We start from the raw sequence: 22,699 nt of genomic DNA, 5'->3' as shown, positions 1-22,699 counted from the left end.
AACGCCAAGCTCAGCCTCCGATGCGGACCTCGCCCCGGTTCAGCACCCGGGGGTGGAAGTACGCGGCCTGTATCTCGGCGTTCGAGTTGTTGCCGCGAAGCTGCTCCGACCAGACCATGAAGTAGGCCCAGCGCGGCTGCCCGGCGAGCAGGGCGTCGTCCGGCACCTTGCCCATCTCGGCGATCGCGATCGGCTTGCCCGCCGCGATCGACTGGATCTGCTGATAGTCCGAACCGGACGGATGGTTCTTGTACCAAGCGTCCAGGGAGACGACGTCCACGTAGCCGCTCCCCGGGTAGTACGACGCCCAGCCGCCGGCCGGATTGTCCTGGACGTTCCACACCCAGATGAGGTTGTCGAGCCCCTGGCTGTCGAAGTAGTCGCGCATCTGCTGGAAGATCTTGGCACCCCCGTTCGCGCCGGGCCGCGCCCCCCACCAGTTCCAGCTCTCGTTCATCTCGTGGAACGGGCGCCAGAGCACAGGGACGCCGGCGTCCCTGAGCTGCCGCAGGAAGGGCACGACCTCCGCCATCCGGCTGCGCCAGACCGAATTGAGGTACGTGCCGCCGGTGACGATCTCCTGGAACTGCGCGGGGGAGATCTGCGTCTTCACGCCACCCTCGAACTCACACGTGGCGCCGACGGTCGGCGAGCAGGCGTGCCAGGTGAGCGCGACCAGGGAGCCGGCCGACCACTGTGCCCTGGCCTCGTCGACGACGCTCTGCCGATGGGCGATGTCCTCGGCCCGGAACATCATGTCGCCGCCCCACAGCCCGGGCCACTGACCGGTGACGTCGTAGGCCTGCTGACTGTACTGACGGGGGGAGGTCGCCGGCTCCTTGTTGTGCTGGCCGGACACGATCGAGGCGCCGGTGATCGACCGCAGATAGCCGGTCACGGCCGACCGGGGAGTGGCCGGGAACGCCTCGGCCCGCGGGGCGGTGTGGACCATGCCGGCGCCGAGCAGCACCAGGGCGGTGCCGGCGACCCAGGCAGGGCGGGGAATCTTCATCAGGACCTCCGTGGGGGACGGACTTCCGGAGATTGCGGGCCCAGCATGCGGCCGCGCCTGCGCGGCTGTCAAGCTTAGATTAATAATTTAAGTTAGCGCCCGACATGCCGAACGCAAGGACGATACTGTTGCGTTCCGACGTGACCTCGACTAGCGTGGCGATGCGTCGATACGGGCCCGTCCCGTCGATGCAGGTACTGCGAATGGCAAGCATTGAACCGAGCAGATCGGAGCGCCTACCCATGGCACAGACGGCGGTAGCCGATCCCGAGACCGCTACGGGCCTCCAAGAGCTGGCTGCGCGCCACGGTCTTCGTACGGCCAGTGTGCTGCCTACCCTTCCGGCGTACGTCCAGGAACTCTGGAGTTATCGGCACTTCATCGCGTCGTACGCGAACGCTCGGGTGTCGTCGTCGCTCGGAGCCACCCGACTCGGCCGGGGCTGGCAGCTGCTGATGCCGTTGCTCAATGCGGTGCTCTACTACCTGATCTTCGGCTTGGTGCTGGATCAGAAGCGGCAGATCGACAACTTCGTCAGTTACCTGTGCATCGGTGTGTTCGTCTTCATCTTCACCCAGTCGACGGTGTCGACCGGCATCTCCTCGATCAGTGCAAACCTGGGCCTGATCCGGGCTCTGCACTTCCCGAGGGCGTGCCTGCCGATCGCGGTCACCCTGATCGAAGTACAGCATCTGATCGCGTCGATGAGCGTGCTGGTCGGCATCGTCCTCATCTTCGGCGAGCCCCTGACGTTGCAGTGGCTGCTGCTGCTGCCGGTCCTGCTCATGCAGACGCTGTTCAACGTCGGTCTCGCGTTGACCGTCGCCAGGCTGGGTTCCACACTGATCGACCTGAGGCAGGTTGTCCCGTTCGTCATGCGCTTCTGGATGTACGGCTCAGCCGCGCTCTACCCGGTCACCATGTTCGAGGAACTGCTCTCCGGCTGGCCGTTGGCAGTAGTCGAGACCAACCCGCTGCTCGTCTACATCGAGCTGGTCCGCCACGCCCTGATGGAAGGGGTACCGCTGGCGAGTTCGGCGCTGCAACTCTGGTTGACCGGTCTCGCCTGGGCGCTGGTCGCCGGACTCGGCGGCCTCATCTACTTCTGGCGTGGAGAAAAGGAGTACGGCCGTGGCTGAGAAGCCCATGACCCGACAATGCCGAAGGCTGGAAGTATGCGACTGCCGCCGAGAACGCGCGCTCGGTCCGCGTCCTTGCTCACGCGGCGCCGGGCTGTTCCGTTCGGCCATCGAGGGTTACCGCTTGACCGGCAGCCCGAAGGCTGCCATGCCCTGCTCCTCATGGGGGATGAGACCCAACGAACGGTAGAAAGGGTGCGACTTGCGGGCATCCTCGGTCTTGGCATGGTCAGTGGAGAGCAGGAAGAAACGGCACTCGATGTAGCGACGCTTGAGTTCCTCCATCAGGACTCGGCCGATGCCGCGACGCTGGGCCTCGGGACGCACCAGAAGGTCTTGCACATAGCAGACCGTCTCCCCGTCGGAGATGGTCCTGGCGAGTCCCACCAGCCGGCCGTCTTCCTGTCGTACGGTCAGAAGCACATGCGACCCGGCAAGGCTGCGGACCAGCTTGTCCGGGTCCCTGGTGTAGCCGAACCAGCCCACCGACTCGTACAACTCACTGGCCTCGTCTCGCCCGAGGCCGCCCTCGACCGCGATCTTCATCGGCGTAGCGTACCGATCCGTCGCGCCTCCCGAGCGGCGTCCTGGTCTCGTCGGGCATGGGTTAGGTTCGGCGTCGGCACAGGACGATCGAACGAGGAGTCACCCGCATGCCGTCTGTCATTCGACACATCACCGTGAACTGCGCCGAGCCGTACGAGCCCTATGAACTAGCCGAGTTCTGGAGTGCGGTGACCGGCTGCCCGGTGCATCCCGAGGACGAGCGCGGGGACGACGAGGTGGGCCTGCTGCCGGCCGTGGAGGGCGGGCCGATGATGCTGTTCGTCCGGGTGCCCGATGCCAAGGGGGCGGAGCGTAACCGCGTGCACGTCGACGTCCAGCCGTCGACCACCCGTGACGAGGAGTACGAGCGGCTGCTGCAGCTCGGTGCGAAGCTGGTGTCGGACGAGCGCAAGCCGGACGGCCGCGGCTGGATCGTGATGGCCGATCCGGTCGGCAACGAGTTCTGCGTCGAGCGCAGCCAGGCCGAGAAGGACGAGTGGGAGCGGCGCCAGGGGGCAGCGCAGGGCTGAGCCCGAGCTGCCGGCCCACCGCGGTCGGCGGCGGGCCGGCACTCACGCGATGATGCGCCCTAGGAGAGGATCCCGCGGGCCTGGAAGGCTTTGCGGGTCTGGGCCGCGGCGCGCGGTCCGTGCAGGACGCGGGCGGTGGCGACGGTCGCCTCGGCCGCCTGCGGCATGGTGACGTCCGGGGTGAAGCGGAACTGGGCCTCGAGGATGATCCGGTTGGCCCTGGTGCGGCCCAGGGCCTGGTTGATGTCCCAGAGGGCGTGGGACCAGATCTCGCCGTCGGCGTGGACCTGGCCGACCAGGTCGCCGGGGTAGAGCTTCGCGGTGTCGGTGCGGCGCAGGCAGTGCGGTTCGTCGTCGGTGTACGACGTGGCGTCCCAGTCCATGACGCAGGCCAGCGGCGTGACGGCGGTGTCGGGGCTGGTCGCCTGGGACATCGTCACGGCCCAGTAGTCGCCGAAGCCCTCGCCGATCGCGCCCGCCTCGACCGTGCTGCCGAAGCCCGGCACCTGGTCGTCCTGGATGGCGTGGCCCAGCTCGTGCCAGATCACCTCGTTGTCCTCGGCGTCGTCGACGCCGCCGGTGCCGAGGGTGATCGCGTCCACCGACGGGTCGTAGTACGAGTTGTCCGCGGTGAAGCCGGTCGTCCTGTAGTCCTGCGGTTCGTTGTTGACGTCGATGAACCCGAGCCGGTGGAGGTAGTCCTGGGCCGCGGTCATGCTGTAGTAGGTCATCACCTGTTCGAAGCCGGGATCCGAGCGCGGGTAGACGTACGTGCGGGGGGCGGAGGTGACGGCCGGCTCGCTGAGGTTGTTCGCGTACGAGCCCTGCAAGGTGTCCTTGTCCGGGTCGAGGTGGCGCAGCGTGACCCGCCGGTAGGCCGCCTTCAGTGCGGGGTGGTCGGTGTCGTCCTGGTCGGTGAGCGACTCGTCCTGCAGGGCGACGACCGGGTTCGGGTCGAACACCTGGCCGGTGCCGTTGGCCTCGCGGGCCGTGTTCTCCTCGAGCAGTACGGTCCCGCTGCCCGCGTCGAGCAGCGACCGGACGGTGCCGCGTGCGGTCGGGGTCAGCGTCTGCCAGGCCAGCTTGGCGGTCGGGCCCGGGAAGACGACGAGTTCGGAGCGGGCGGGCTGGCTGCCGAGCCGACCGGCCACCGTGGACCGGGCACGTTGTTCGCTGAGGCGCGCGGCGGTGCCGGTCAGGCCGGTGACGGTCTTGCGGCCGTCGGCGGTGGTCACGGTGCCGTCGGTGGTCCTGTGGGTGGCGTAGTAGCCGCCGAAGACCGGGATTCCCCGGTAGGTCTGCTGGTACCAGGTGTGGCTGCCGAGCAGCGACTGGCGGGTCTGGATCTGCCGCAGGTCGCCGGGCACGGCGGCCGGTGCGGCGGCGGCAGGACCCGCGAGGGCGGTCGTGAGGCTGGTGACGAGCACGGATACGAGCACGAGCGGTGTCTTCTTCAACGCTTCTCCCACTGTCGCACGTAGATCCGTCGATGCTATCCGCCTTCGATCATCATCGATACCTGCGTGCGTCAGTGCGTACCGGGATCAGGTCTCTCGTCGCTCGTCCGGCGTGATGGCACCGCGGCCGGCGGTGCGCGCCAGGGTGATCCGGTCGATCTCGGTGTAGGGCTTCCTGGTGCCCGGCAGTGCGTCGGCGAGGCTGCGCACCGTCAAGGTGGTGCGCGCTCCCCGGGCGGCGGGCACGACGTCGACAGCGATGAACGCATAGTCGTCGTAGCGCACCTGCGACCAGTCGACCACCTCGGGGACCCGGCTGCCCGCCGGATGACCGGCCGGCTTGACCGCGGTCTTCTCCTTCGACCAGAAGTAGCTGTTGACGATGTTCTCGGTGTTGTTCTCGCCGGTGTTGGGACCGCCGGGCGGCCGATAGCCGCGGTAGCGCTGACCGGCGGCGAGCTTCTGCGCTCCGGTCGGCGTGACGCCGGGGGGAGGCGGCGCGGCGGGACCCGGCGCCTGGCGGAACGGGTACCGCGGGCGGCCGCCGGACCCGACGCAGATGTACGTGACGCCGTCTTTGGCCGGGTCGATCGTCGAGCCGTCGGGCGCGGAGCGCGTCCGCTTGCCGTACCGGATCGGATCGGTGCGTTCCAGCAGGTGGTTGTGGCCCTGGACGACCAGGTCGACCTGATACTTGCTGAACAGCGGGTCGAGCGCGTCGCGCACCCCGCCGTCGGAGGCATGGTTGTTCGTCGTCGAGTACGCGCAGTGGTGCATGAACGCGACGATGAAGTCGATGTCCTTCGCCCGTTCGCCCCGGGTGCGCCATTCCCGCAGCGTGCGCTTGAGCCAGCTCACCTGGGCGCCGCCGGAGTAGCCGGTGTTGGTCTGCAGCTCGGCGGACAGGTCGTTGGCATCGATGGAGATCATGCCGACGTTGGCGTAGACGAACCGGTACACCGAGGGGCAGGTCTTCGGGCCGTTGGCCGGGAGGTCCAGGCGCTCGACGAGGCCACCGTATCCGTGGGTGGGGCTGTCGCCGAGGAACTTGGTGTCGCCGTAGAGCGGTTCCATGTCGTGGTTGCCGGTGGCGAACATCCACGGCGTGCGGGCGGCCAGCGGCTCGATCTGGTTGAGGAAGACGTCCCAGACGTACGGGTTGTAGAGGTTCTTGCCCTTCGGCGGTTTGCGGGTGAGCGCCGTCGTGTCGTCCGCGGGCAGGCCCGAGCCGGACGGGTTGGCGTAACAGATGTCGCCGGCCAGCAACGTGAAGACGGGCCGTTGCGTGGCCATGAGCAGGGTCTGGGTCAGCGCGGGACGCTGGTCGGTGCCCTGTGGCCCGGCGACCGGATCGTCCGCCAGGTACGAGTTGTCGTCGAAGACGCCCGCCGGCCAGGTGCCGCCGGCGGCGGTGACGGACGAGGGATTCTGGCCCCAGGCGTAGCGGGGATCGGTGGGGGCGGTGTTGGTGCCGACGTCGGCGAAGGCGGTGAAGGTGAACGGGGCCGGCACCGCGGAGCCGCCCGCCGGCGCGGTGGTGAAATGCGCGTCGCCGCTGACGGTGCCGTCGGAAAGTCGGACCCGGTAGTGGTACACCGTGTCCGGGCGCAGTCCGCCGACGGTCGCCTTGAGGTAGAACTGGCTGCCGATCGGGCCGCCGGGGATCGCGTACCGGCCGACGAGATGCCTGATGCCCGCCTCGACCCGGGTGCCGTACTGCCCTGGTGCCGCGCCGACGTCGATGAACGCCCGCAGCTTGGCCGGCAGGTTGCCGGTCTTGCTCACCAGTTGGGCCGTCACCGCCATCGCGGGCTGCAGCACGCCGTCGGCGGTGGGCACGAACGACAGGTGGCGGCCGGACACCACCACCCCGGCCCGGCCAGCCTTGCCGCCACCGGCGGCGAAGGCGGCCTCAGCGAGCTGGAACTGCGCGAAGGCGTAACCGCCGGCGCCCGCCATGACAGCCTTCAGGACGGAGCGCCGGCTGATCCGCTCTCGTGCCAGTTCCCGGACGTTCCAGTCGCTGAACTCATCGACCGTCTCGGGGCGGCCACCGTTCGTCAACACCACGACGGCCATCCTTGCGGCGCTCAGGACCGTCGCGTGTCAGACTTGCCCGGATTCGCCCGGAAGTTCACTCATCTGTCACCTTGAGCACGAGCTTGCCCGTGTTTTCGCCGTGGAACAGCCGCAGCAGGGTCTCGGGGAAGGCCTTCACGCCGCCGTCCACCACGTCCTCCAGCGACCGCAGTTCTCCGGCGGCCAGCCACCCGGACATCTCGGCGGCGGCCTCGGCGTACCGGTCGGCGTAGTCGAAGACCACCATGCCGGTCATCGACGCCCGGTTGATGAGCAGGGACATGTAGTTGGCCGGGCCCTTGACCGGCTCCGTCGCGTTGTACTGGGAGATCGCGCCGCAGATGACGATGCGGGCGCCCCGGGCAAGCCGGGTCAGGACCGCGTCGAGGATGTCGCCGCCGACGTTGTCGAAGTAGACGTCCACCCCGTCCGGTGCCGCCTCGCGCAGCGCCGTGCGTACGTCGGCGGACTTGTAGTCGATGCAGGCGTCGAAGCCGAACTCCTCCACCACCAGGCGGCACTTGCGCTCGCCGCCGGCGATGCCGATCACCCGGCATCCCTTGAGCTTGGCGATCTGCCCGACCACGCTGCCCACCGCCCCGGCCGCGCCGGACACCACGACGGTCTGTCCGGGCTGCGGGAGGCCGATGTCGAGCAGTCCGAAGTAGGCGGTCATGCCCGGCATGCCCAGCACACCGAGGTACACCGGCAGGGGCGCCAGCGTCGGGTCGACCTTGGTCAGGCCCCGGCCGTCCGACAGGCAGTACTCCTGCACGCCGAGGGCGCCCGAGACGTGGTCGCCGACGGCGAAGCGGGGATGGCGGGAGGCGACGACCCGGCCCACACCGCCGGCGCGCATGACCTCGCCGATCCGGACCGGAGGGATGTAGGACTTGCCCTCGTTCATCCAGCCGCGCATGGCCGGGTCCAGGGACAGGTAGATCGTCTGGATCAGCAGTTCGCCCTCGCCCGGCTCGGCGGCCGGTTCCTCGACGTACTCCCAGTCGGTCGGCTTCGGCAACCCGATCGGGCGTGCTGCCAGCCGGTACTGACTGTTGATGCGGCTCATCTGGAGGGCTCCTCGGTCGTCGGACGCCGCCCCTGGTGGGACGGGTGCATGCGGGTCGCGGCGGTGCGCGGTGACATCTTGCGGGCGCGGCGGATGATGCGGCGGCACCGCAGTTCCAGGACCACGACGGCGATCCCGAAGAGCCGGAACTTCTTGTTCGTGGTCTGTCCGCTGAGGTACCGCTGGTACACCTGCTGGGCGATGACGGCGACCCGGAACAGGCCGAAGACCTGGTACCAGGCCCATTCGGCGTGGGTGACGGTGGCACCGGTCCGGGCGCAGTAGTGGGCGACGACCTGCTCCCGGGTCATCATCCCGGGCAGGTGCGTGGGCTGGCGGCGGAAGAGCCGCAGCATCGGCCCGTCGCCGGGCTGCACCCAGTAGCCCAGCGCGTTGGCGAGGTCGACGAGGGGATCGCCCACGGTGGCCAGCTCCCAGTCGAGCAGGCCGATCGGGCGGGTCGGATCGGCGCGATCGAGCACCACGTTGTCGAAGCGGAAGTCGTTGTGGACGAGTGTGTGCGGCCGGTCCCCGGGCTGATGCTCGTCCAGCCAGCGCATCACCGTCTCGAAGCTGCCGACGTTGCGGGTCCGAGCCTTGCGGTAGCGCTCGGACCAGCCGGCGACCTGCCGGGCGACGTAACCGCCGCCCTTGCCGAGATCGCCCAGGCCGGTGGCGGCAACGTCCACCGAGTGCAGGTCCGCCAGCAGGTCGATGACGTTGCGGCACAGTGCGGCGGTCTGCTCGCGATCTAGTGGTACGCCCGCGGGAAGCTCCTTGCGCGGGATCGGACCGTCGAGCCGCTGCATGACGTAGAAGGGCGTGCCGATGACCGAGGTGTCCTCGCACAGAGCCACGGTGCGGGGGACGTAGGGAAGATGCCGGGCGAGCTGGGTCTGGATCCGGTGCTCGCGGGCCATGTCGTGCGCGCCCTTGACGTGGTTGCCCTTCGGGGGCCGGCGCAGGACGAGGTCGCCGCCGGGGTAGCGCAGCAGGTAGGTCAGGTTCGACACGCCGCCGGAGAACTGGCGCACCTCGGGAACCGCGGTGAGGTCGATCCCGGCGGCGGTGGCGTTCGCGGCCAGCCAGGCGGCCATGGCGCGGGTGTCGAAGGCGTCCTCGTCGCGAACCTCCCGGTCGCTCATGTGAGCTTCCGGACGATCCGCAGGGGCAGCACCTTCATGGCGGCGGCCAGGGGCACCCAGGGCCACTGCGGCACGTACGCCCTGGTGCGCCGCTTCTCGATGGCGCGGACCATGGCGCGCACACCGGTCTCGGTGTCGACCATGAAGCGGGTCTTCTGCTCGACGTGGGCGTTCATCTCCGAGCGGATGTAGCCCGGATAGATCACCGACACGTCGAGGCCCGTGATGCGCTCGGAGCGCAGGCCCTCGGCGATCGCGGCCACGCCCGCCTTCGTCGCGGCGTACGTGGTCATCGAGCGGCGCATGCCACGCAGCGCCGACATGGAGGAGATGAGGACGAGGTGGCCGCGCCCGTGGTCGCGGAAGATCTCCAGGGCGGCCTCGCACTGCGACAGGGCGCCGACGAAGTTGGTCATCGCCGTGGCGAGGTTCGCGTCGGGCCGTCCGGTGCCCAGGGGGGCGCCCTTGCCGATGCCGGCGTTCACGATGACGCGATCGAGCCTGCCGAACGTGGCGGCGAAGGTGTGGAAGACCTTGGTGACCGCCTCGGCGTCGGTGACGTCCAGTGCGGCCGTCTCCACCCGCCGTCCGGTCTCGGTGCGGATCCGGTCGGCGAGCACGTCGAGCCGGTCCGTGCGCCGCGCGCACAGCGCCAGGTCGTAGCCGAGAGCGGCGAACTGGCGGGCCATCTCGGCGCCGAGGCCGGAGCTCGCGCCGGTGATCAGGACGACGCCGCCGGTCACGGCGCCTCCTGGACGGCGGCGTCCTCGCGGAGCTCGATCTCGCGGATCCGGGCGCCGGCGGCGATCATCCGGCGGTCGTAGAGCGGACGCGCCAGGCGCTTGGTCCAGAACGCCCGCCGGGCCGGCCGGTCCGGCAGGACCAGGAAGCGCCCGGCGTCGACGCCACGCAGGACCCGGGCGGCCATCTCGGTGGCGTCGAGCGGCGCGCGGGCGATCAGCCGGGCGGCGATCCGCTCCATCAGCGGGTCGTCGCCGCCGAGGGAAGCGGCCAGATTGGTACGGAAGAACGACGGGCAGACGACACTGACGTCGACACCCCACGGGCGCAGCTCGTGGCGCAGGCCTTCCGACAGCGCGACGACGGCCGCCTTGCTGGCGTCGTACGAGCTCATCGCGGCGGGGTGAGTGAGCCCGGCGATCGACGCGACGTTGACGATGTGGCCGCGCTTCTGTGCCTTGAACATCGGTGCGAAGGTGCGGCAGCCGTTGACCGTCCCCAGGACGTTGATCTCGAGGACCCGTCGCCAGTGCGCGTCGTCGAGCCGGTCGACCCGCCCGCCGGCGGCGATGCCGGCGTTGTTGACGAGCAGGTCCAGGCCGCCGAGGTCGCGCTCGACCCGGTCCAGCGTGGCCGCCCAGTCGTCGCCGGAGGTGATGTTCAGGCGCTGGTAGAGCGCGCCCGCGGGCACCTCCCGGTCCGGCGCCAGGTCGGTGACGAGCACCCGCTCCCCGCGGGCCGTGAGCCGTTCGGCGAGCGCCCGGCCCAGGCCGGAGGCGCCGCCGGTGACCAGGACGCGACGCCCGCTCATCGGACCGCTCCGTGCTTTCCGAGCTCCACGCGGGCGACCACGCCCTTGTGCACCTCGTCCGGGCCGTCGGCCAGGCGCACCGCGCGGGCCGCGGTCCACGCCCCGGCCAGGGGGAAGTCGCTGGACAGCCCGGCGCCGCCGTGGATCTGCATGGCGAAGTCGACGACCCGCTGGGCCACGTTCGGTGCGGCGACCTTGATGGCGCTGACCTCGCTGAAGGCGCCCGTCGGGCCGTACCGGTCGAGTTTCCAGGCGGCGTGCAGGATCAGCAGCCGCGCGGAGTCGATGGCGATGCGAGCTTCCGCGATGCGTTCCCTGTTGCCGCCGAGGTCCACCAGCGGCTTGCCGAAGGCCTGGCGCGACAGGCCGCGCTCGCACGCGAGGTGCAGCGCCCGCTCGGCCAGGCCGATCATGCGCATCGCGTGGTGCACCCGGCCCGGGCCGAGCCGGCCCTGCGCGAGCTCGAACGCCCGGCCGGGACCGGCGATGACGTGGGTGGCGGGAACCCGGACGTCGGTGAACGACACCTCGCCGTGGCCGAACGGCTCGTCCAGGAAGCCCATGGTGTCGAGCATCCGCTCGACCTTCACGCCGGGTGTGTCGAGGGGGACGAGCACCATCGAGTGCCGGGCGTGCTTGGGGGCGTCCGGATCGCTGAGACCCATGACGATCAGGACGGCGCAGTCCGGGTGACCGATGCCGGTCGTCCACCACTTGCGGCCGTCGAGCACCACCTCGTCCCCGTCGACCACGGCGGTCAACTGCATGTTCGTGGCGTCCGAGGACGCCACCGCGGGCTCGGTCATCGCGAAAGCCGACCGGATCCGCCCGTCGAGCAGGGGATCGAGCCACCGCTCGCGCTGCTCCGGCGAGCCGTAGCGCAGCAGCAGCTCGGCGTTGCCGGTGTCCGGCGCGTTGCAGTTGAACACGTAGGGGGCGAGCGGCGACCAGCCCGTCGCCTCGGCGATCGGCGCATAGTCCACATTGGTGAGACCCGCACCGCCGCGGGTGCCGAACCGCTCGGCGTACGGGCCCTCGTGTCCCGCCGGCAGGAACAGGTTCCACAAACCCTGGGCGCGTGCCTTGCGCTGCAGGTCGCGTACCTCGTCGGACACGCGCCACAGGTCGGCGCCTCCGCCGTTGCGGCGCGCCTCGCTCTCCCGGGCGTGCAGGTGGCGCTCGACCGGGGCCACCTCGTTCTCGACGAAGGCGCGGACGGCCTCCGTCAGCTCGGCGGCACGGGGGGAGGGGGTGAAATCCATGCCCTCAGCGTAGGCAACCATCCGGCGAATAATTGATCGTGCGCGACAATGATTTGATCCAAGGCGACAGGTCAGTCGCGGTTCCGGACCTCACGCCGAAGTTGTGAGGGCGTACGTCCCCACCACCGCCTCGCGCACCGGGTCAGCACCGCCTGCTCGGCGAAGCCCACCAGGTTGCTGACCTGGGCGAAGGGCATGGTCGTGGTGGTGAGGTACGAGCGCGCCCGCGCCCGGCGCACCGAGTCGAGGACGGAGCCGAACGACGTACCCTCCGCGGCGAGCTGCCGCTGCAGCGTCCGAGGATGCACCGCCAGCACCCGGGCGACGTCGGCGAGCTCGGTCGACCCCGTGCCCAGCGACTGATCGAGGAGCGCGTGCACCTGCGACGTCACGGCCTTGCCCGCTTCGGGGGACTGCCGCGACAGGAAGGCCAGGGCCAGCCCGCGTACGGTCGCATCGACACCCTCCAAGGTGCGCGACAGCAGGCTGGACGGCAGCCGCAGCACCGCCGCGGAACGACCGAACCGCACGCGCGCGCCGAACGCCTCCTCGTACCGCTGGCGGGGCGCGATCGGATCGTGCGGCAGGTCGACCGACTTCAGTCCGTACTGGCCGCCGGCGAGGAACAGCACCGTACGGTGCAGGAACAGCACCGTCATGTCCGTCGCCTGCGGTAGCGGCCGTACCCCTGGGAACGCATAGCGGAGGGCGACCACACCGCGGTCCCCGTCCGGGTCCTCGCCCAGCGAGACACTCTGGTCGCGGGCGTGCACGAACATGTAGCGCGACGTGCACTCCAGGGCATCGGCCACCGACGGCGAATGCTGGATCGCGACCGCCAGCGGTCCCAGCAGGCCCAGATCCTGAGCCTGACCCACCCGCAGCCCGAGATCGGGACAACCGAGGTCGGCCGCCGCCACCTCGAGCACCGCCGCCAGCTTCGAGTCCTCGACCAGCAATTCGTCGGTGTCCAGCGCCTCCACCGGCAGTCCCACCCGCCGCGCGCAGCCGACGGCGTCACCGCCGAGAGACTCGACAACCTGCCGGAACTTCTGCAAACCGGCGGAACGGACCAGAGACACCCCTACAGGCTATTCGAGTAGCCCGCCCGCATCAGGCTTCGCCCGTGCAGGAGGAAGCCAGGTATTCGTTTCGCTTCGACAAGAGTCGCCGCATGTAGCCTTCGAGAACAAGACGGGTGACCAATCGACCCAGGAATCCGAGCGGCGCGGCGAACTCCACCTTGTCCCGCGCCACGGTCACGCCCCGGCTCTCGTCCCAGACGAAGACGTGTTCGTGCCGCCAGTATGCGAATGGTCCCCGTGCCTGCTCGTCGACGAAACGGGTGGGGCGGTCGTATTCGGTGATGCGTGAGGTCATGCGCCATGGCAGGCCGAAGTGGCGAGCCGTGAAAGTCACGGAGTCATTCAGGGCCAGCGGCCCGGAACGGACGCCGCCGACCGTCCGTTCGCCGGAGCCGGACATGGACGCTGTGTGCGCGTCCACGTCGATGGAGACATCGAAAGCTCGCGCCGGCGCTACGGGAAAGACGGTGGTGAGCTCGATGATGGTCACGGGCCCACCGTAGGCACGATGGGCGCCGCCCTGTGCAGAGGGTGGCGCCCATCGGTGTCGGAATGCGGATCAGGACTCGGAGCGCGTACGCCGCCGCGTCACCATCAGGACGGCCACGCCCGCCGCCACGAGCAGCGTGCCCGCCCCGGCGATCGCCGCACCCTGGGGCCCGGTGATCGGCAGCCCGCCGGTCCCGCCGCCCTGGCCGCCGGCGCCGCCCTTGGCCGGCTTGTCGTCGCCCTGGGCGGGCTTGCCCTGGGCGGGCTTGCCGGTCGGGTTGACGATCAGGGCGGCCTTGTCGTTGGCCTTGTTCAGGTCCTTGGTGAAGCGCTCGCACGGGCAGTCCGGGTTGGCCTCGACCGTGCCCGCCGCATCGGGAACGACCTTCTTGACGAGCAGGCCGAACTTCCACGTCACGGTGTCACCGGCGCGGAACACGAAACCCGTCTCGCAGTAGTACCGCCCCGCCTTGGCGCCGGGCCAGTTCTCGCCGTCGACGAGGTGGCAGCCGGCCGGCACGGTGACGACCTCGGTCCCGGCCGGGATGGTCACCACGGCGATGCTGGTGGGGCCGCCGCGGCGGCTGCTGTCCAGGGTGGCCGGGCCCTTGTTGCGCAGGCCGACCGCGGCTTCGACGGTGGCGCCGGCCGCACCGGAGACCCGGCCGCCCACGGCGACGATGTCCGCGCCCTGCTGACCGGTGGCGTTGACGATGAGCCGCTGCCAGTTGTCGTCCGGGTCGATGTCGGTCTGGGGTGCGGCGGCCGTGCCCCGCAGCGCGGTCTTCGGCTTCAGTGTCAGCGCCGGGCCGTCGCCGGCGGTGCCGACGTCGCGCAGGCCGGCGATGAGGTCGCGGTAATCCTCGGTGGTCATCCACTGGAATTCGCCGCCGGCGGAGCTGGGGGCGTACGTGTCCTTGCGGAGCCGGTAGGGCAGGGTCACGCCGTACCTGTCGCCGGGCTCGATCGCCTGGTCGAACAGGCAGCCGCGCAGGCGGTCGTCGACGTAGAGGCAGTTGCTGTACTTCCGGGTGGCCTGGAAGGCGTAGTCGGTGGCGAAGAACAGGCCCGCGCCGCGCACGGTCTTGTCGCCGGTGTTGGCCACCGCGAGCGGCGCGGTGAAGGTCGCGCCGGGTTTGACGTTGATCTCCCGGTCGGTCCCGTCGGCGGTGAGGTCGACGCTGTCGGCGACGGTCACCTTGGCGGTCTCGGTCACCGGGGTGACGCCCTCGGCGGCGAAGGTCACGGTCAGCGTGCCGGTCGAGCCCGCGACGGCGGTCTTGGCGGCCGCGAGCCCGGCGTCGAGGTCGCCCAGCGAAAAGTCGGGACCGACTTCGAGCTCGATGGGGAAGGTGCAGGTGAGCTTGGCCGGCGAGGCGACGGCGCAGTCGTCGTCGTCCTGGACGAGGCTGACTCCGGCAAGGTCGCCGGACAGCTCGTAGGTCATGGTGGCGCCGGAGAGGCTGACCTCGCGGTCGGCGGAGAGGGTGGGCCTGAGTTCGGTCCGCGCGCCGATCCCGACGGTGACGGCGGACAGACTCACGCCGAGGGTGGCGCCGGGCGCCGCCTGGGCGGGAGCGGCCAGGCCGAGGACGGCCGCGCCGGCGGCGGCCAGTCCGGCGAGCAACCGCCGGCCCGAATGGTGGTGCATCGAGATTCCTCCCCGTGAAGACATCAGACATCGAAGCTCTCGCATCCTAGAGATCGCGGGACGGCGGCGTGGACCCGGTGCCCACGCGGGGCGAAGATCCGAACGGATCGGCGACGTCCGGCCGATCGGTGGACGTCCGGATCACGGTGAGCGCGTAGCTTTGTCCGGGTTGTCGGCCCACCGCCCGGCCGGCCGTCCCGAGCCCCGAACCCGGCTTCCGCACCGGAACTCAACTTCCGTTCCGGAACTCACGAGGGAAACCATGCGCCTGACATCGTTCCGTACCCGGCTGACCCGGGGCGCCCTGGCCGTAGCGTTCGCCGCCGGGGGCCTGCTCGCGATCGGCGGGCCGGCGTCGCCGGCCGCCGCGGACGGCACCGACCACGCCGCCGCCGTCGCCGACGAGGCGTACTGGATCTCGCTGGCTCAGGTCCCCGACGGCCACGGCCGGGCGAGCGGCGCCATCTCGGTCAACATCCCCGCCGGCGGCATCAACGGCGCCACCGACGCCCTGGTGCGGCCGTACCTGGCGAACCTGGCGATCCCCGGCCTCGTCAAGGGCGGTCCGCGCTACTACCCGGCGGCCCGGGCGTACCTCACGTGGTATCTGAACCACGTGCAGTGGCCGGACCAGTACGGCGTCCACGGCACGGTCTGCGATTACCGGATCGACGTCACCACCGACACCGAATACCTGATCGACGGCAACGGCGAACACTCCGGCACCTGCTTCTACGACTCCTCGGACGGCTACGCCGGCACGTTCCTGGTGGCGATGCGGGCCTACGCCGAGGCCAACCCCGGCGACGCCGGCTGGGTCGCGCAGCAGGCATATCTGCTGGACACGATCGGCAACGTCATCAAGGCCACCCAGCAGCCCGACAACCTGACCTGGGCCAAGCCGGACTGGCCGGCCAAATACCTGATGGACAACGTGGAGGCGCAACAAGGCCTGGCCGCGCTGAGCTGGCTGATGAGCAACGTGGTCGGCAACGCCTACGCCGGCGATCACTGGGCAGCCGAGGCCGATCGGATGGCCGCCGCGATCCAGACGCACCTGTACTCGCCGGCGGCGGGCATGTACGGCAACGACGTCGGCGCCGTGACCACCTGCGCCGCCGGCGGCCGCTGCCCCACCTGGGCCGGCTTCTATCCCACCGCCGAGGACCAGTCGAACGCCGTCGGTCAGGTGTGGCCGATCCTGGCCGGGCTCGGCCCGGCCGAGCAGCGGCAGCGGCTGTGGGCGCAGTTCACCGCACACTGGCCAGAGTGGACCGCGGCGTGCCTGCCGACGGCGTCGGCCGCGCCCTGCGGCGGCACCCCGTGGGCGGTGCTCGCCCATGCCGCGGTCGTCCAGGGCGACCTGGCCGGGGCCAAGGCCTACGTCGCCAACGCCCGCGGCGTCTGGGGTGCGGCCGGCCGGCCGTGGCCGTGGACCGTCGCGGACTCCGGCTGGCTGGCGCTGGCCGAGGACGCTCTCGTCCGCGGCTGAACCGGCTCACGGACTCCACCGCGGTGCCCGGCCGGGCGACCGGCGCGCCGTGCTGATCGAGCTCGCCACCGCCCGCTGCACAGACCGCCGCGCTGATCGTGGGCCTGCTGCGGACCCGCGTGGCCGATGAGTCGCAGTCCCGCGCCGGTCAGGACCCGAGGTACCGGCCCTGTGGCCGCCGGTACGACCTTCGAGAGCCCTGTGTTCGGGAACCCAGGAGGAAGTGCCGGCAGATGAAGACCGTGACGGCCGCGCTCGCGAGTGCGACCATGACGAGGGCCAGCACCGGTGTGCCGCCTGCCGACGATGACGTCGGCTTCAACTGTGCGGTACTTGTCGATCCCGTGGGGGCTCCCGGCGGCGGTGCGGTCGGTAGCGCGGCGAAGTCGACGATGCCGCTGCTCTCCAGCAGGGTCATGTGCGTCATGACGAACTGGTTGGTGCGCTGGGCGAGTTTGCGCATCGTGTCGTTGCGGGTGCTCGCCCGGATCGTGGCGATGGCCGGGAAGATCTTGCCGTGGGCCGCCCGCAGCCGGTCGATGTACACCCGGTCGAACTCTTCGCCCTCCGCGTCGCGCATCTCGTCGAGCCAACCCTGTTGGTCGGCGTTGGGCTTGTTCGGCAGGGAGACGTCCAGCTTCTTGGCCGCGTCGCGGACGAGCTGGTCGAGCGCGACGTGCTGGGCGGCGATGTCGCGCCCGATGGACTGGATCCGGGGATCGTCCGACTTCTCCTGAGCCATCTTGCCGGCGGGAATCTCCCAGAGCCCGGCGAGGCGGACCTTCACCGCGAAGTCGCGGTCGGCGTCGGAGACCTCGCCCTTGCCCCGGTCGGTGATCAGCCCGTTCGGCGGGTCCGGTACGCCGGGTTCAGCACGTGCCCCCTGCGGGTCGAACAGAAGCAGAGCGACGGCGACCAGCGCCGCACCCGACAGGCGGCGGGGCCACCGTAACGTCATCGCGAACACATCAACCTCCAGCCATGACCGTGAATGGTCCCTGGTGAGCCGGAATACGTGGTCCGGCCGGCTTCGGATCAACCCGCGAGTCGAAATCTGTCTAATCAACCCGGCGGTGAGCGCGCGACGGTGCGCGAACCGACCTACAAGGCGGTGGCCCGAACCTGATTGCGCCCGCCCCGCTTGGCGGCGTACAACTGCTCGTCGGCGGTGCTGATGGCGAAGTCCAGGGTGGTGACGTGGTCGAGCAGCACCGCCCCGACCGACACGGTGACGTCGATCGCGCTCCCGTCCGGCAGCGGCACCGGCTCGCCGCACACGGCCGTGCGGACCTTCTCCGCGACCTGCCCCAGCACCTCGGCGTCCGGTACGGCGTCCAGCAGCACGCAGAACTCCTCGCCGCCCCAACGCCCCACCACGTCGTCGCGGCGCACCGCCGCCGCCATCCGACCGATCACCGCGACGATGACGGCGTCGCCGGCCTCGTGGCCGTACCGGTCGTTGATCTGCTTGAAATGGTCGATGTCGACGAGCAGGATGCCCGCGCAGTTCTCGTCGCGGCGTACCCCGTCGAAGGCCTCGCCGAAGGCCCGGCGGTTGGCGGCACCGGTCAGCGGGTCGGTCCGCGACAGGTGGTCGGCGGCGGCGCGCGCCGCCTCCAGCCGCGCCTGGACGCGGCGCACGTCGGCGAAGAGCAGACCCACGCGGGCCATCAAGGCGAGGTAACTGACCGTGACGAGCACGAGCGCGACCGGGTTGGAGTCGCCGGACGCGGCGTGCAGCAGCACCCCCAGCACCACGAGTGCACAGCAGGCGGGCGCCGCGAACATCCGCCAGCCGGTGACCTCGACCTGCTCCACCCGCCGTACCGCCTTCCACGCGGCCCGGGCGAGCGCCGCCGCCACGAGCGGCCAGGCGCCGAACAACACCCGGTCGGAGGCGTTCGCCGACAGATAGGCGCCGTCGATCAGGGCGCTGCCCGCCAGGCCCGCGACCAGCCAACCCCAGCCACCGTGCAGCCGCCAGCCGTGCACAGCGAGGACACTGGTGACCATCGCCAGCAGCACGATGTCGCCGGCCGGGTAGGAGAACGCCGCCACCAGGTCCACCCCGCGCACCGACGCGGCGTCGTCGGGCAGGTAGGCGCCGATCACCACGACCGCGTACACGGCCCCGGTGGCGCAGCCCACGACGACGCCGTCGAACCACAGATTGCGCGGCACCGCCGAGATCCGGGAACGTAACAGCAGCACCAGCGCGGCGCCGACGAGCGGATACCACGCCAGCCACAAGGCGTCGCCCCAGCTCAACACGGGGTACGTGTCGAGGTGGCGCAGCCACACCAGCGAGTACACATTGCCCAGCCCCCACGTCAGGAGCCCGGCGCCGAGCAGCGCCCACGCCGGCCGCTCCAGCGGAGTCGCCGCGGCCCGGCACAGACACGCGGCGGCCGAGAGCAGCACCGACAGGGTGTAGAGCACATACCGCCAGGTGTCCTCGCCCAGCACCACCCGAGGACCGAGCAGTGCCGCGAGGAGGGCGACGACGGCCAGGGCCATGGTGAGCAGCACCAGCGAGGCACCCGCCCGGGCGCCCCACCGCGGTACGCGGACGCCGACGAGCCGCCCCTCACTCCCGCTGTCGCTCACGTTTTTCGAGGCTACGGGAGGCGAGGAGCCGGCACTCTTCAATCGGCCGTCCCTGCGGCAAAGGGATTCGCGGCCCAGGGCGGGGCAAATCGCGCGCGGAGACCTACCGGTGGGAAGCTCGATCTGCGATGCCGGGAACATTCGCCGTCGTTCCCGCCTCAGACTCTCGACAACGAGGCAGGAGGAACCGATGTTCGAGTACATGGACGGCGACGGAGACGGTTACTACGAGACGGTGGCCGCCGACGCGGATCTGAACGGCGTCATCGACGGTGTCGGCCAGGATCGGGACGTCAACGGCGTTCTGGATGTCATCCTCGCCGACCGCGACGAGAACGGCATCTTCGAGGCCGCGGGCGTCGACACCGATCAGAACGGCCTGATCGACGCCGGCGCGTTCGACGACACCGGCGACGGCGTCTTCGACCGGGTGGTGGCCGACGCCAACGAGAACGGGATCGCCGATGCGGCCGAGACAGCGCCGGGCGCGGTGGTCGGTGGCCGGCCGAGCTTCGACGGCCCGGCGGGCCTGATCATCGAGATCGCCGAGCAGACCGGCCAGGTCACCGGCGGCACCCCGGACAGCGACGGCGACACCTTTGCCGACAACCGGGACGCCGCGCCGGGCGACCCGCGGCGGGCCTGACTCGGATGGCCCGGGACCGGCCGCCGCCTCCGTCCGGCTTCCCCGACGGCCCGCCGCCACCACCCACCGACCCCGCCCGGGAGCTGGACCCGGCCGTCATCCGGCCGTGGCCGGGCCTGCTCACGGTCGACCTCGGCGCGGAGTGGGCGGTCAGCTCACTGCGCCGGATGCGCGGACCGATGCGCGTGTCCGGCGGGGGAGCACTGCTCGACGAGGAGCCGTTCGCGCTGCTGCGGGCGGTGGTGCCGGCACGGGCGCTGGATCCGGGCGAGAACCGCTCGGTCGCCGACCGGCTGCGGCTGCGGCTGCGCAACCAACTGCCGCGCGGCAGCACGCCCACCGGCGACCGTGAACGGTGCCATGTCGGCCCGCTGCCGGGAACGTGCGACCGGTTCTCCGACGGTCACGGCGGCCCGCTCCGTGCGTTCGTCGCTGCCGCCGACACCGGCGAGGTGGACACGGCGGGCTCGCCGCTCGGCGTCGTCGTGCTGGCCAGCGGCCCACCGGACCGCTACGACACGGTGGCCGGGACCGGCTGGTCGCTCGCGACGACCGCCGGCCCGGACGCGGCGCTGCACACCTGGGTCCGCGTCGACGGCTGGTGGTGGCAGGAAACGCTGCAGCTCGACGCCGGCGACCGCATCGCCACCGCCTCCGTGGAGCAGGTCTGGCAGGGCGGCCTCGACGAGTGGACGGACGAGGTGTTCGCCCGCGCGCCGTTCCTGCGCGGCAGGCGGGCGCTCGGCGAACGTCCGGTGCGGGTCGACGGTCTGACCCGTGCGCGGATGTACCGCTTCGACTGGCAGCCGTCGGGCCGGGGCCGCATGCTGACCAACGTGGTGGTGGGCATCCGCGGCGACATCGGGTTCCAGTTGGTGATGGAGCTGCCGTTCCACGACGATGCGGCGCTGAGCGTCACGCTCGACGACCTGGTGCCGTCATTGCGGGTCGGCGCGGATTGACCGGTGTGCGGTCAGCTCGTCTCCGGACGGAGCAGCGCCGCCATCGCGGCCCGCGCCCGGTACAGCCGGCTCTTGACGGTCTGCACGCCGACGCCCTGGTGCGCGGCGATCTCCTCGTAGCTCAGGTCGCCGTACTCGCGCAGCACCAGGGCGGTGCGGAACGGCTCGGGCACCTGTGCCAGCGCCGACTGCACCCGGTCGCGTTCGGCGTGGTCCTCGGTGTGGTCGTCGACCACGATCAGGTAGTCGTGCGCCTCCGGCTCCAGGGGAGTGTCCCGGCGGCGCCGCACGATGCCGAGTGCCGCGTTCGCGGCGATCCGGTACAGCCAGGTGCTGAACCGGGCCTCCTGCCGGAAGGTGCCGATGTGCTGCCAGGCGGCCGTCAACGCGTCCTGCAGGGCGTCCTCCGCGTCGGCGTGGTTGCCGGTCAGCCGCAGGCAGATCGCCCACACCCGGGTGCGGCACTCGCCGGCCAGCGCCGCGAACGCGGCGCTGTCACCGGCCCGGGCCCGGGCGACGAGCGCGGCGTCGGACCCCGTCTCGCGTGAGGGGTCACCCGCCCTCATGGCCGGGCCCGCCGGGCGATCAACTGGTACGAGCGGGCGAGCACCCGGCCGGCCTCCACCTCGGCGGGCATCAGGGCGAACGCCGACTGCGACTGCGCGGCGGCGGCCCGCTGCCGCGCCGCACCGGCGATCTCGTCGGGCGTCGCCTCGTGCGGCAGCCCGAGCCGGGCGGTGTCGGTGGTGTCCGCGCTGACCTGTTCCAGCGCGGCGCGCAGCGGCGAGGCGGGTGCCTCGGCGACCAGGAGGCGAAGGGCACGCAGCTCGCGGACGGGGTGCAGCGCCGGATCGAGCCGAGCCTCCTCGATCAGCGCGAGCGCCGCCTCGGCGCCGGCGCGCTGGGCTGAGCGGGTCAGCACGGTCAGCGCCCGCATGGCCTTCAGCGCGTGGGCGCGGCTGAGCAGGCTGCGGCGCAGGAGCTCCTCGACCCGGGCCATCCCGGACACGGACTCCAGCCAGCCCACCAGCCGGTGCGCCCCGGCGCCGGCCCGCTCCCGGCCCCGGTGCACGCCGTAGTTCCCCAGGACCGGGTACAGCCGCTCCAGCGCGGCCTGGTCGACACCGTCCGGCAACGGCATCCGGTGTCGCAACCGCAGCCGCTGCTCGGGTACGTCCGCCGCGGCGGCGAGGACACGGGCGTCCTGCTCGCGGATGCGGCCGGTGCGGGCGGTCTCGGCGAGCAGGCCCGAGACGGCGACGACCGCCGACACGTCGGCGACACGGGCGGCGGCGAGCCGCGCCGCCTGGCCCTCCGCGGCGTCGAACGGATCCATGCCGGCGCCGTCGAACAGGTCGGCCTGCGACAGCACGCCGACCGCGTTGACGGCGCTGGCGGCCAGCTCGCCGGTGGCGGCGCGGAACTGCCGGAGGAACTCGACCTCGTCCTGTCGTTCCGCCTCGCGGAAGACGAACAGCACCGCGTCCGCCTGCCCCGCGTCGGAGGATCCGGCGGCCGGGTCACCGGCGCCGAGCACCGCCTCCCGGGTGGCGGCCTCGTTGGCGGCGGTCAGCGTGGCCAGTCCCGGCGTGTCGATGACCGTGTGTTCGCGCAATGCGCCGGCCTGCAGGTGAACCACGATCCGGGCGACGTCCGCGTCCGGCACGCCGAGGCTCTCCGGCAGCCGCCCGTCCACCAGCGGGAGCTCCTGCCGGGTGCCGTCGCGCAGGTGGAGTTCGGCGCGTTCCGGGGCGCCGTACCGGTACCAGGTGACCACGCGGGTGCACTCACCGGCCGCGGTGGGCGCGATCCTGCGCCCGACCAGGGCGTTGACCAGCGTGGATTTGCCGGCCTTGACCCGCCCGACCACCGCCAGCCGCAGCGGTTCGGCCAGGCCGGCCCGCACGGCGGCCGCGGCCTCGCGACCGGCGTCGTCGAGCAGCGGCGAGACCTGCTCGCACAGGCGGGCCACACGG

21 protein-coding genes are annotated in these 22,699 nt (G+C 71.2%); 5 read left to right on the top strand and 16 right to left on the bottom strand.

What is annotated here, in order from left to right:
- Nucleotides 1-10: 10 nt before the first annotated feature.
- The gene (locus tag EDD30_RS06620) at nt 11-1,012 is read right to left on the bottom strand and encodes a glycoside hydrolase family 26 protein (RefSeq protein ID WP_071808934.1); all 1,002 of its coding nucleotides are present in this window, start codon (nt 1,010-1,012) and stop codon (nt 11-13) included.
- Nucleotides 1,013-1,254: 242 nt separating this feature from the next.
- On the opposite strand from EDD30_RS06620, the gene EDD30_RS06615 reads away from it, so the two are divergent.
- Nucleotides 1,255-2,151, top strand: coding sequence for an ABC transporter permease (locus EDD30_RS06615; protein ID WP_071808933.1), 897 nt, complete (start codon nt 1,255-1,257; stop codon nt 2,149-2,151).
- A 117-nt stretch (nt 2,152-2,268) separates the two neighbouring features.
- Here EDD30_RS06615 and EDD30_RS06610 read toward each other — a convergent pair whose 3' ends face one another.
- Complete coding sequence (locus tag EDD30_RS06610; RefSeq protein WP_071808932.1) at nt 2,269-2,697, bottom strand: GNAT family N-acetyltransferase; 429 nt, start codon at nt 2,695-2,697, stop codon at nt 2,269-2,271.
- Nucleotides 2,698-2,804: 107 nt separating this feature from the next.
- Here EDD30_RS06610 and EDD30_RS06605 point away from each other — a divergent pair, with 107 nt between their 5' ends.
- Nucleotides 2,805-3,227 (top strand): VOC family protein, encoded by a 423-nt coding sequence (locus EDD30_RS06605; RefSeq protein ID WP_071808931.1) that lies wholly within the window; start codon nt 2,805-2,807, stop codon nt 3,225-3,227.
- Between the two features lie 59 nt (nt 3,228-3,286).
- On the opposite strand, the gene EDD30_RS06600 is transcribed toward EDD30_RS06605, so the two are convergent.
- The 10 genes from EDD30_RS06600 to EDD30_RS06555 form a co-directional block, all read right to left on the bottom strand.
- Nucleotides 3,287-4,684 (bottom strand): M36 family metallopeptidase, encoded by a 1,398-nt coding sequence (locus tag EDD30_RS06600; RefSeq protein ID WP_071808930.1) that lies wholly within the window; start codon nt 4,682-4,684, stop codon nt 3,287-3,289.
- Nucleotides 4,685-4,771: 87 nt separating this feature from the next.
- Nucleotides 4,772-6,754, bottom strand: coding sequence for a purple acid phosphatase family protein (locus EDD30_RS06595; RefSeq protein WP_394328316.1), 1,983 nt, complete (start codon nt 6,752-6,754; stop codon nt 4,772-4,774).
- A 64-nt stretch (nt 6,755-6,818) separates the two neighbouring features.
- Nucleotides 6,819-7,832, bottom strand: coding sequence for an NADP-dependent oxidoreductase (locus tag EDD30_RS06590; protein WP_071808928.1), 1,014 nt, complete (start codon nt 7,830-7,832; stop codon nt 6,819-6,821).
- Nucleotides 7,829-8,977: a phosphotransferase family protein gene (locus EDD30_RS06585; protein WP_071808927.1), complete on the bottom strand. Its 1,149-nt coding sequence runs from the start codon at nt 8,975-8,977 to the stop codon at nt 7,829-7,831. Before EDD30_RS06585 ends, EDD30_RS06590 begins: the two co-directional genes overlap by 4 nt.
- Nucleotides 8,974-9,720 carry an SDR family oxidoreductase gene (locus EDD30_RS06580; RefSeq protein WP_071808926.1) on the bottom strand — a complete coding sequence of 249 codons (747 nt, stop codon included), beginning with the start codon at nt 9,718-9,720 and terminating at the stop codon, nt 8,974-8,976. Before EDD30_RS06580 ends, EDD30_RS06585 begins: the two co-directional genes overlap by 4 nt.
- Complete coding sequence (locus EDD30_RS06575) at nt 9,717-10,529, bottom strand: SDR family NAD(P)-dependent oxidoreductase (protein ID WP_071808925.1); 813 nt, start codon at nt 10,527-10,529, stop codon at nt 9,717-9,719. The genes EDD30_RS06580 and EDD30_RS06575 overlap by 4 nt, the downstream gene beginning before the upstream one ends.
- A complete protein-coding gene (locus tag EDD30_RS06570; RefSeq protein WP_071808924.1) occupies nt 10,526-11,791 on the bottom strand; it encodes an acyl-CoA dehydrogenase family protein in 1,266 nt (421 codons plus the stop codon). The genes EDD30_RS06575 and EDD30_RS06570 overlap by 4 nt, the downstream gene beginning before the upstream one ends.
- Nucleotides 11,792-11,862: 71 nt before the next feature.
- Complete coding sequence (locus tag EDD30_RS06565; RefSeq protein WP_071808923.1) at nt 11,863-12,873, bottom strand: AraC family transcriptional regulator; 1,011 nt, start codon at nt 12,871-12,873, stop codon at nt 11,863-11,865.
- A 31-nt stretch (nt 12,874-12,904) separates the two neighbouring features.
- Entirely contained in the window at nt 12,905-13,366 is a 462-nt protein-coding gene (locus EDD30_RS06560) for an SRPBCC family protein (RefSeq protein WP_071808922.1), read from the bottom strand.
- Nucleotides 13,367-13,435: 69 nt separating this feature from the next.
- Entirely contained in the window at nt 13,436-15,016 is a 1,581-nt protein-coding gene (locus EDD30_RS06555) for a COG1361 family protein (protein WP_071808921.1), read from the bottom strand.
- A gap of 262 nt (nt 15,017-15,278) precedes the next feature.
- Here EDD30_RS06555 and EDD30_RS06550 point away from each other — a divergent pair, with 262 nt between their 5' ends.
- Complete coding sequence (locus EDD30_RS06550; protein ID WP_123678118.1) at nt 15,279-16,508, top strand: hypothetical protein; 1,230 nt, start codon at nt 15,279-15,281, stop codon at nt 16,506-16,508.
- A 148-nt stretch (nt 16,509-16,656) separates the two neighbouring features.
- Here the strand turns inward: EDD30_RS06550 and EDD30_RS06545 are convergent, their stop codons facing one another.
- Nucleotides 16,657-17,466 (bottom strand): DUF4142 domain-containing protein, encoded by an 810-nt coding sequence (locus EDD30_RS06545; RefSeq protein WP_123678771.1) that lies wholly within the window; start codon nt 17,464-17,466, stop codon nt 16,657-16,659.
- Between the two features lie 143 nt (nt 17,467-17,609).
- Nucleotides 17,610-19,115: a GGDEF domain-containing protein gene (locus tag EDD30_RS06540; RefSeq protein WP_071808014.1), complete on the bottom strand. Its 1,506-nt coding sequence runs from the start codon at nt 19,113-19,115 to the stop codon at nt 17,610-17,612.
- 190 nt (nt 19,116-19,305) lie between these two features.
- Here EDD30_RS06540 and EDD30_RS06535 point away from each other — a divergent pair, with 190 nt between their 5' ends.
- A complete protein-coding gene (locus tag EDD30_RS06535; RefSeq protein ID WP_071808015.1) occupies nt 19,306-19,761 on the top strand; it encodes a hypothetical protein in 456 nt (151 codons plus the stop codon).
- Nucleotides 19,762-19,766: 5 nt separating this feature from the next.
- Entirely contained in the window at nt 19,767-20,723 is a 957-nt protein-coding gene (locus EDD30_RS06530; protein ID WP_071808016.1) for a hypothetical protein, read from the top strand.
- An 11-nt stretch (nt 20,724-20,734) separates the two neighbouring features.
- Here EDD30_RS06530 and EDD30_RS06525 read toward each other — a convergent pair whose 3' ends face one another.
- Both EDD30_RS06525 and EDD30_RS06520 read right to left on the bottom strand, forming a co-directional pair.
- Nucleotides 20,735-21,289 carry an RNA polymerase sigma factor gene (locus tag EDD30_RS06525; protein ID WP_071808017.1) on the bottom strand — a complete coding sequence of 185 codons (555 nt, stop codon included), beginning with the start codon at nt 21,287-21,289 and terminating at the stop codon, nt 20,735-20,737.
- Nucleotides 21,286-22,695 (bottom strand): dynamin family protein, encoded by a 1,410-nt coding sequence (locus EDD30_RS06520; protein WP_170208257.1) that lies wholly within the window; start codon nt 22,693-22,695, stop codon nt 21,286-21,288. Before EDD30_RS06520 ends, EDD30_RS06525 begins: the two co-directional genes overlap by 4 nt.
- Between the last annotated feature and the right edge of the window lie 4 nt (nt 22,696-22,699).

Source organism: Couchioplanes caeruleus, from assembly GCF_003751945.1.
Lineage (GTDB): Bacteria > Actinomycetota > Actinomycetes > Mycobacteriales > Micromonosporaceae > Actinoplanes > Actinoplanes caeruleus.
The sequence above is the reverse complement of the archived record's forward strand: the minus strand, read 5'-3'. Positions and strand labels throughout refer to the sequence as shown.

Coding starts and splice junctions, on each gene's coding strand:
- EDD30_RS06620 (WP_071808934.1), bottom strand. CDS start 1,012: ATGAAGATTCCCCGCCCTGCCTGGGTCGCCGGCACCGCCCTGGTGCTG.
- EDD30_RS06615 (WP_071808933.1), top strand. CDS start 1,255: ATGGCACAGACGGCGGTAGCCGATCCCGAGACCGCTACGGGCCTCCAA.
- EDD30_RS06610 (WP_071808932.1), bottom strand. CDS start 2,697: ATGAAGATCGCGGTCGAGGGCGGCCTCGGGCGAGACGAGGCCAGTGAG.
- EDD30_RS06605 (WP_071808931.1), top strand. CDS start 2,805: ATGCCGTCTGTCATTCGACACATCACCGTGAACTGCGCCGAGCCGTAC.
- EDD30_RS06590 (WP_071808928.1), bottom strand. CDS start 7,832: ATGAGCCGCATCAACAGTCAGTACCGGCTGGCAGCACGCCCGATCGGG.
- EDD30_RS06585 (WP_071808927.1), bottom strand. CDS start 8,977: ATGAGCGACCGGGAGGTTCGCGACGAGGACGCCTTCGACACCCGCGCC.
- EDD30_RS06575 (WP_071808925.1), bottom strand. CDS start 10,529: ATGAGCGGGCGTCGCGTCCTGGTCACCGGCGGCGCCTCCGGCCTGGGC.
- EDD30_RS06570 (WP_071808924.1), bottom strand. CDS start 11,791: ATGGATTTCACCCCCTCCCCCCGTGCCGCCGAGCTGACGGAGGCCGTC.
- EDD30_RS06555 (WP_071808921.1), bottom strand. CDS start 15,016: ATGCACCACCATTCGGGCCGGCGGTTGCTCGCCGGACTGGCCGCCGCC.
- EDD30_RS06550 (WP_123678118.1), top strand. CDS start 15,279: ATGCGCCTGACATCGTTCCGTACCCGGCTGACCCGGGGCGCCCTGGCC.
- EDD30_RS06545 (WP_123678771.1), bottom strand. CDS start 17,466: ATGACGTTACGGTGGCCCCGCCGCCTGTCGGGTGCGGCGCTGGTCGCC.
- EDD30_RS06535 (WP_071808015.1), top strand. CDS start 19,306: ATGTTCGAGTACATGGACGGCGACGGAGACGGTTACTACGAGACGGTG.
- EDD30_RS06530 (WP_071808016.1), top strand. CDS start 19,767: ATGGCCCGGGACCGGCCGCCGCCTCCGTCCGGCTTCCCCGACGGCCCG.
- EDD30_RS06525 (WP_071808017.1), bottom strand. CDS start 21,289: ATGAGGGCGGGTGACCCCTCACGCGAGACGGGGTCCGACGCCGCGCTC.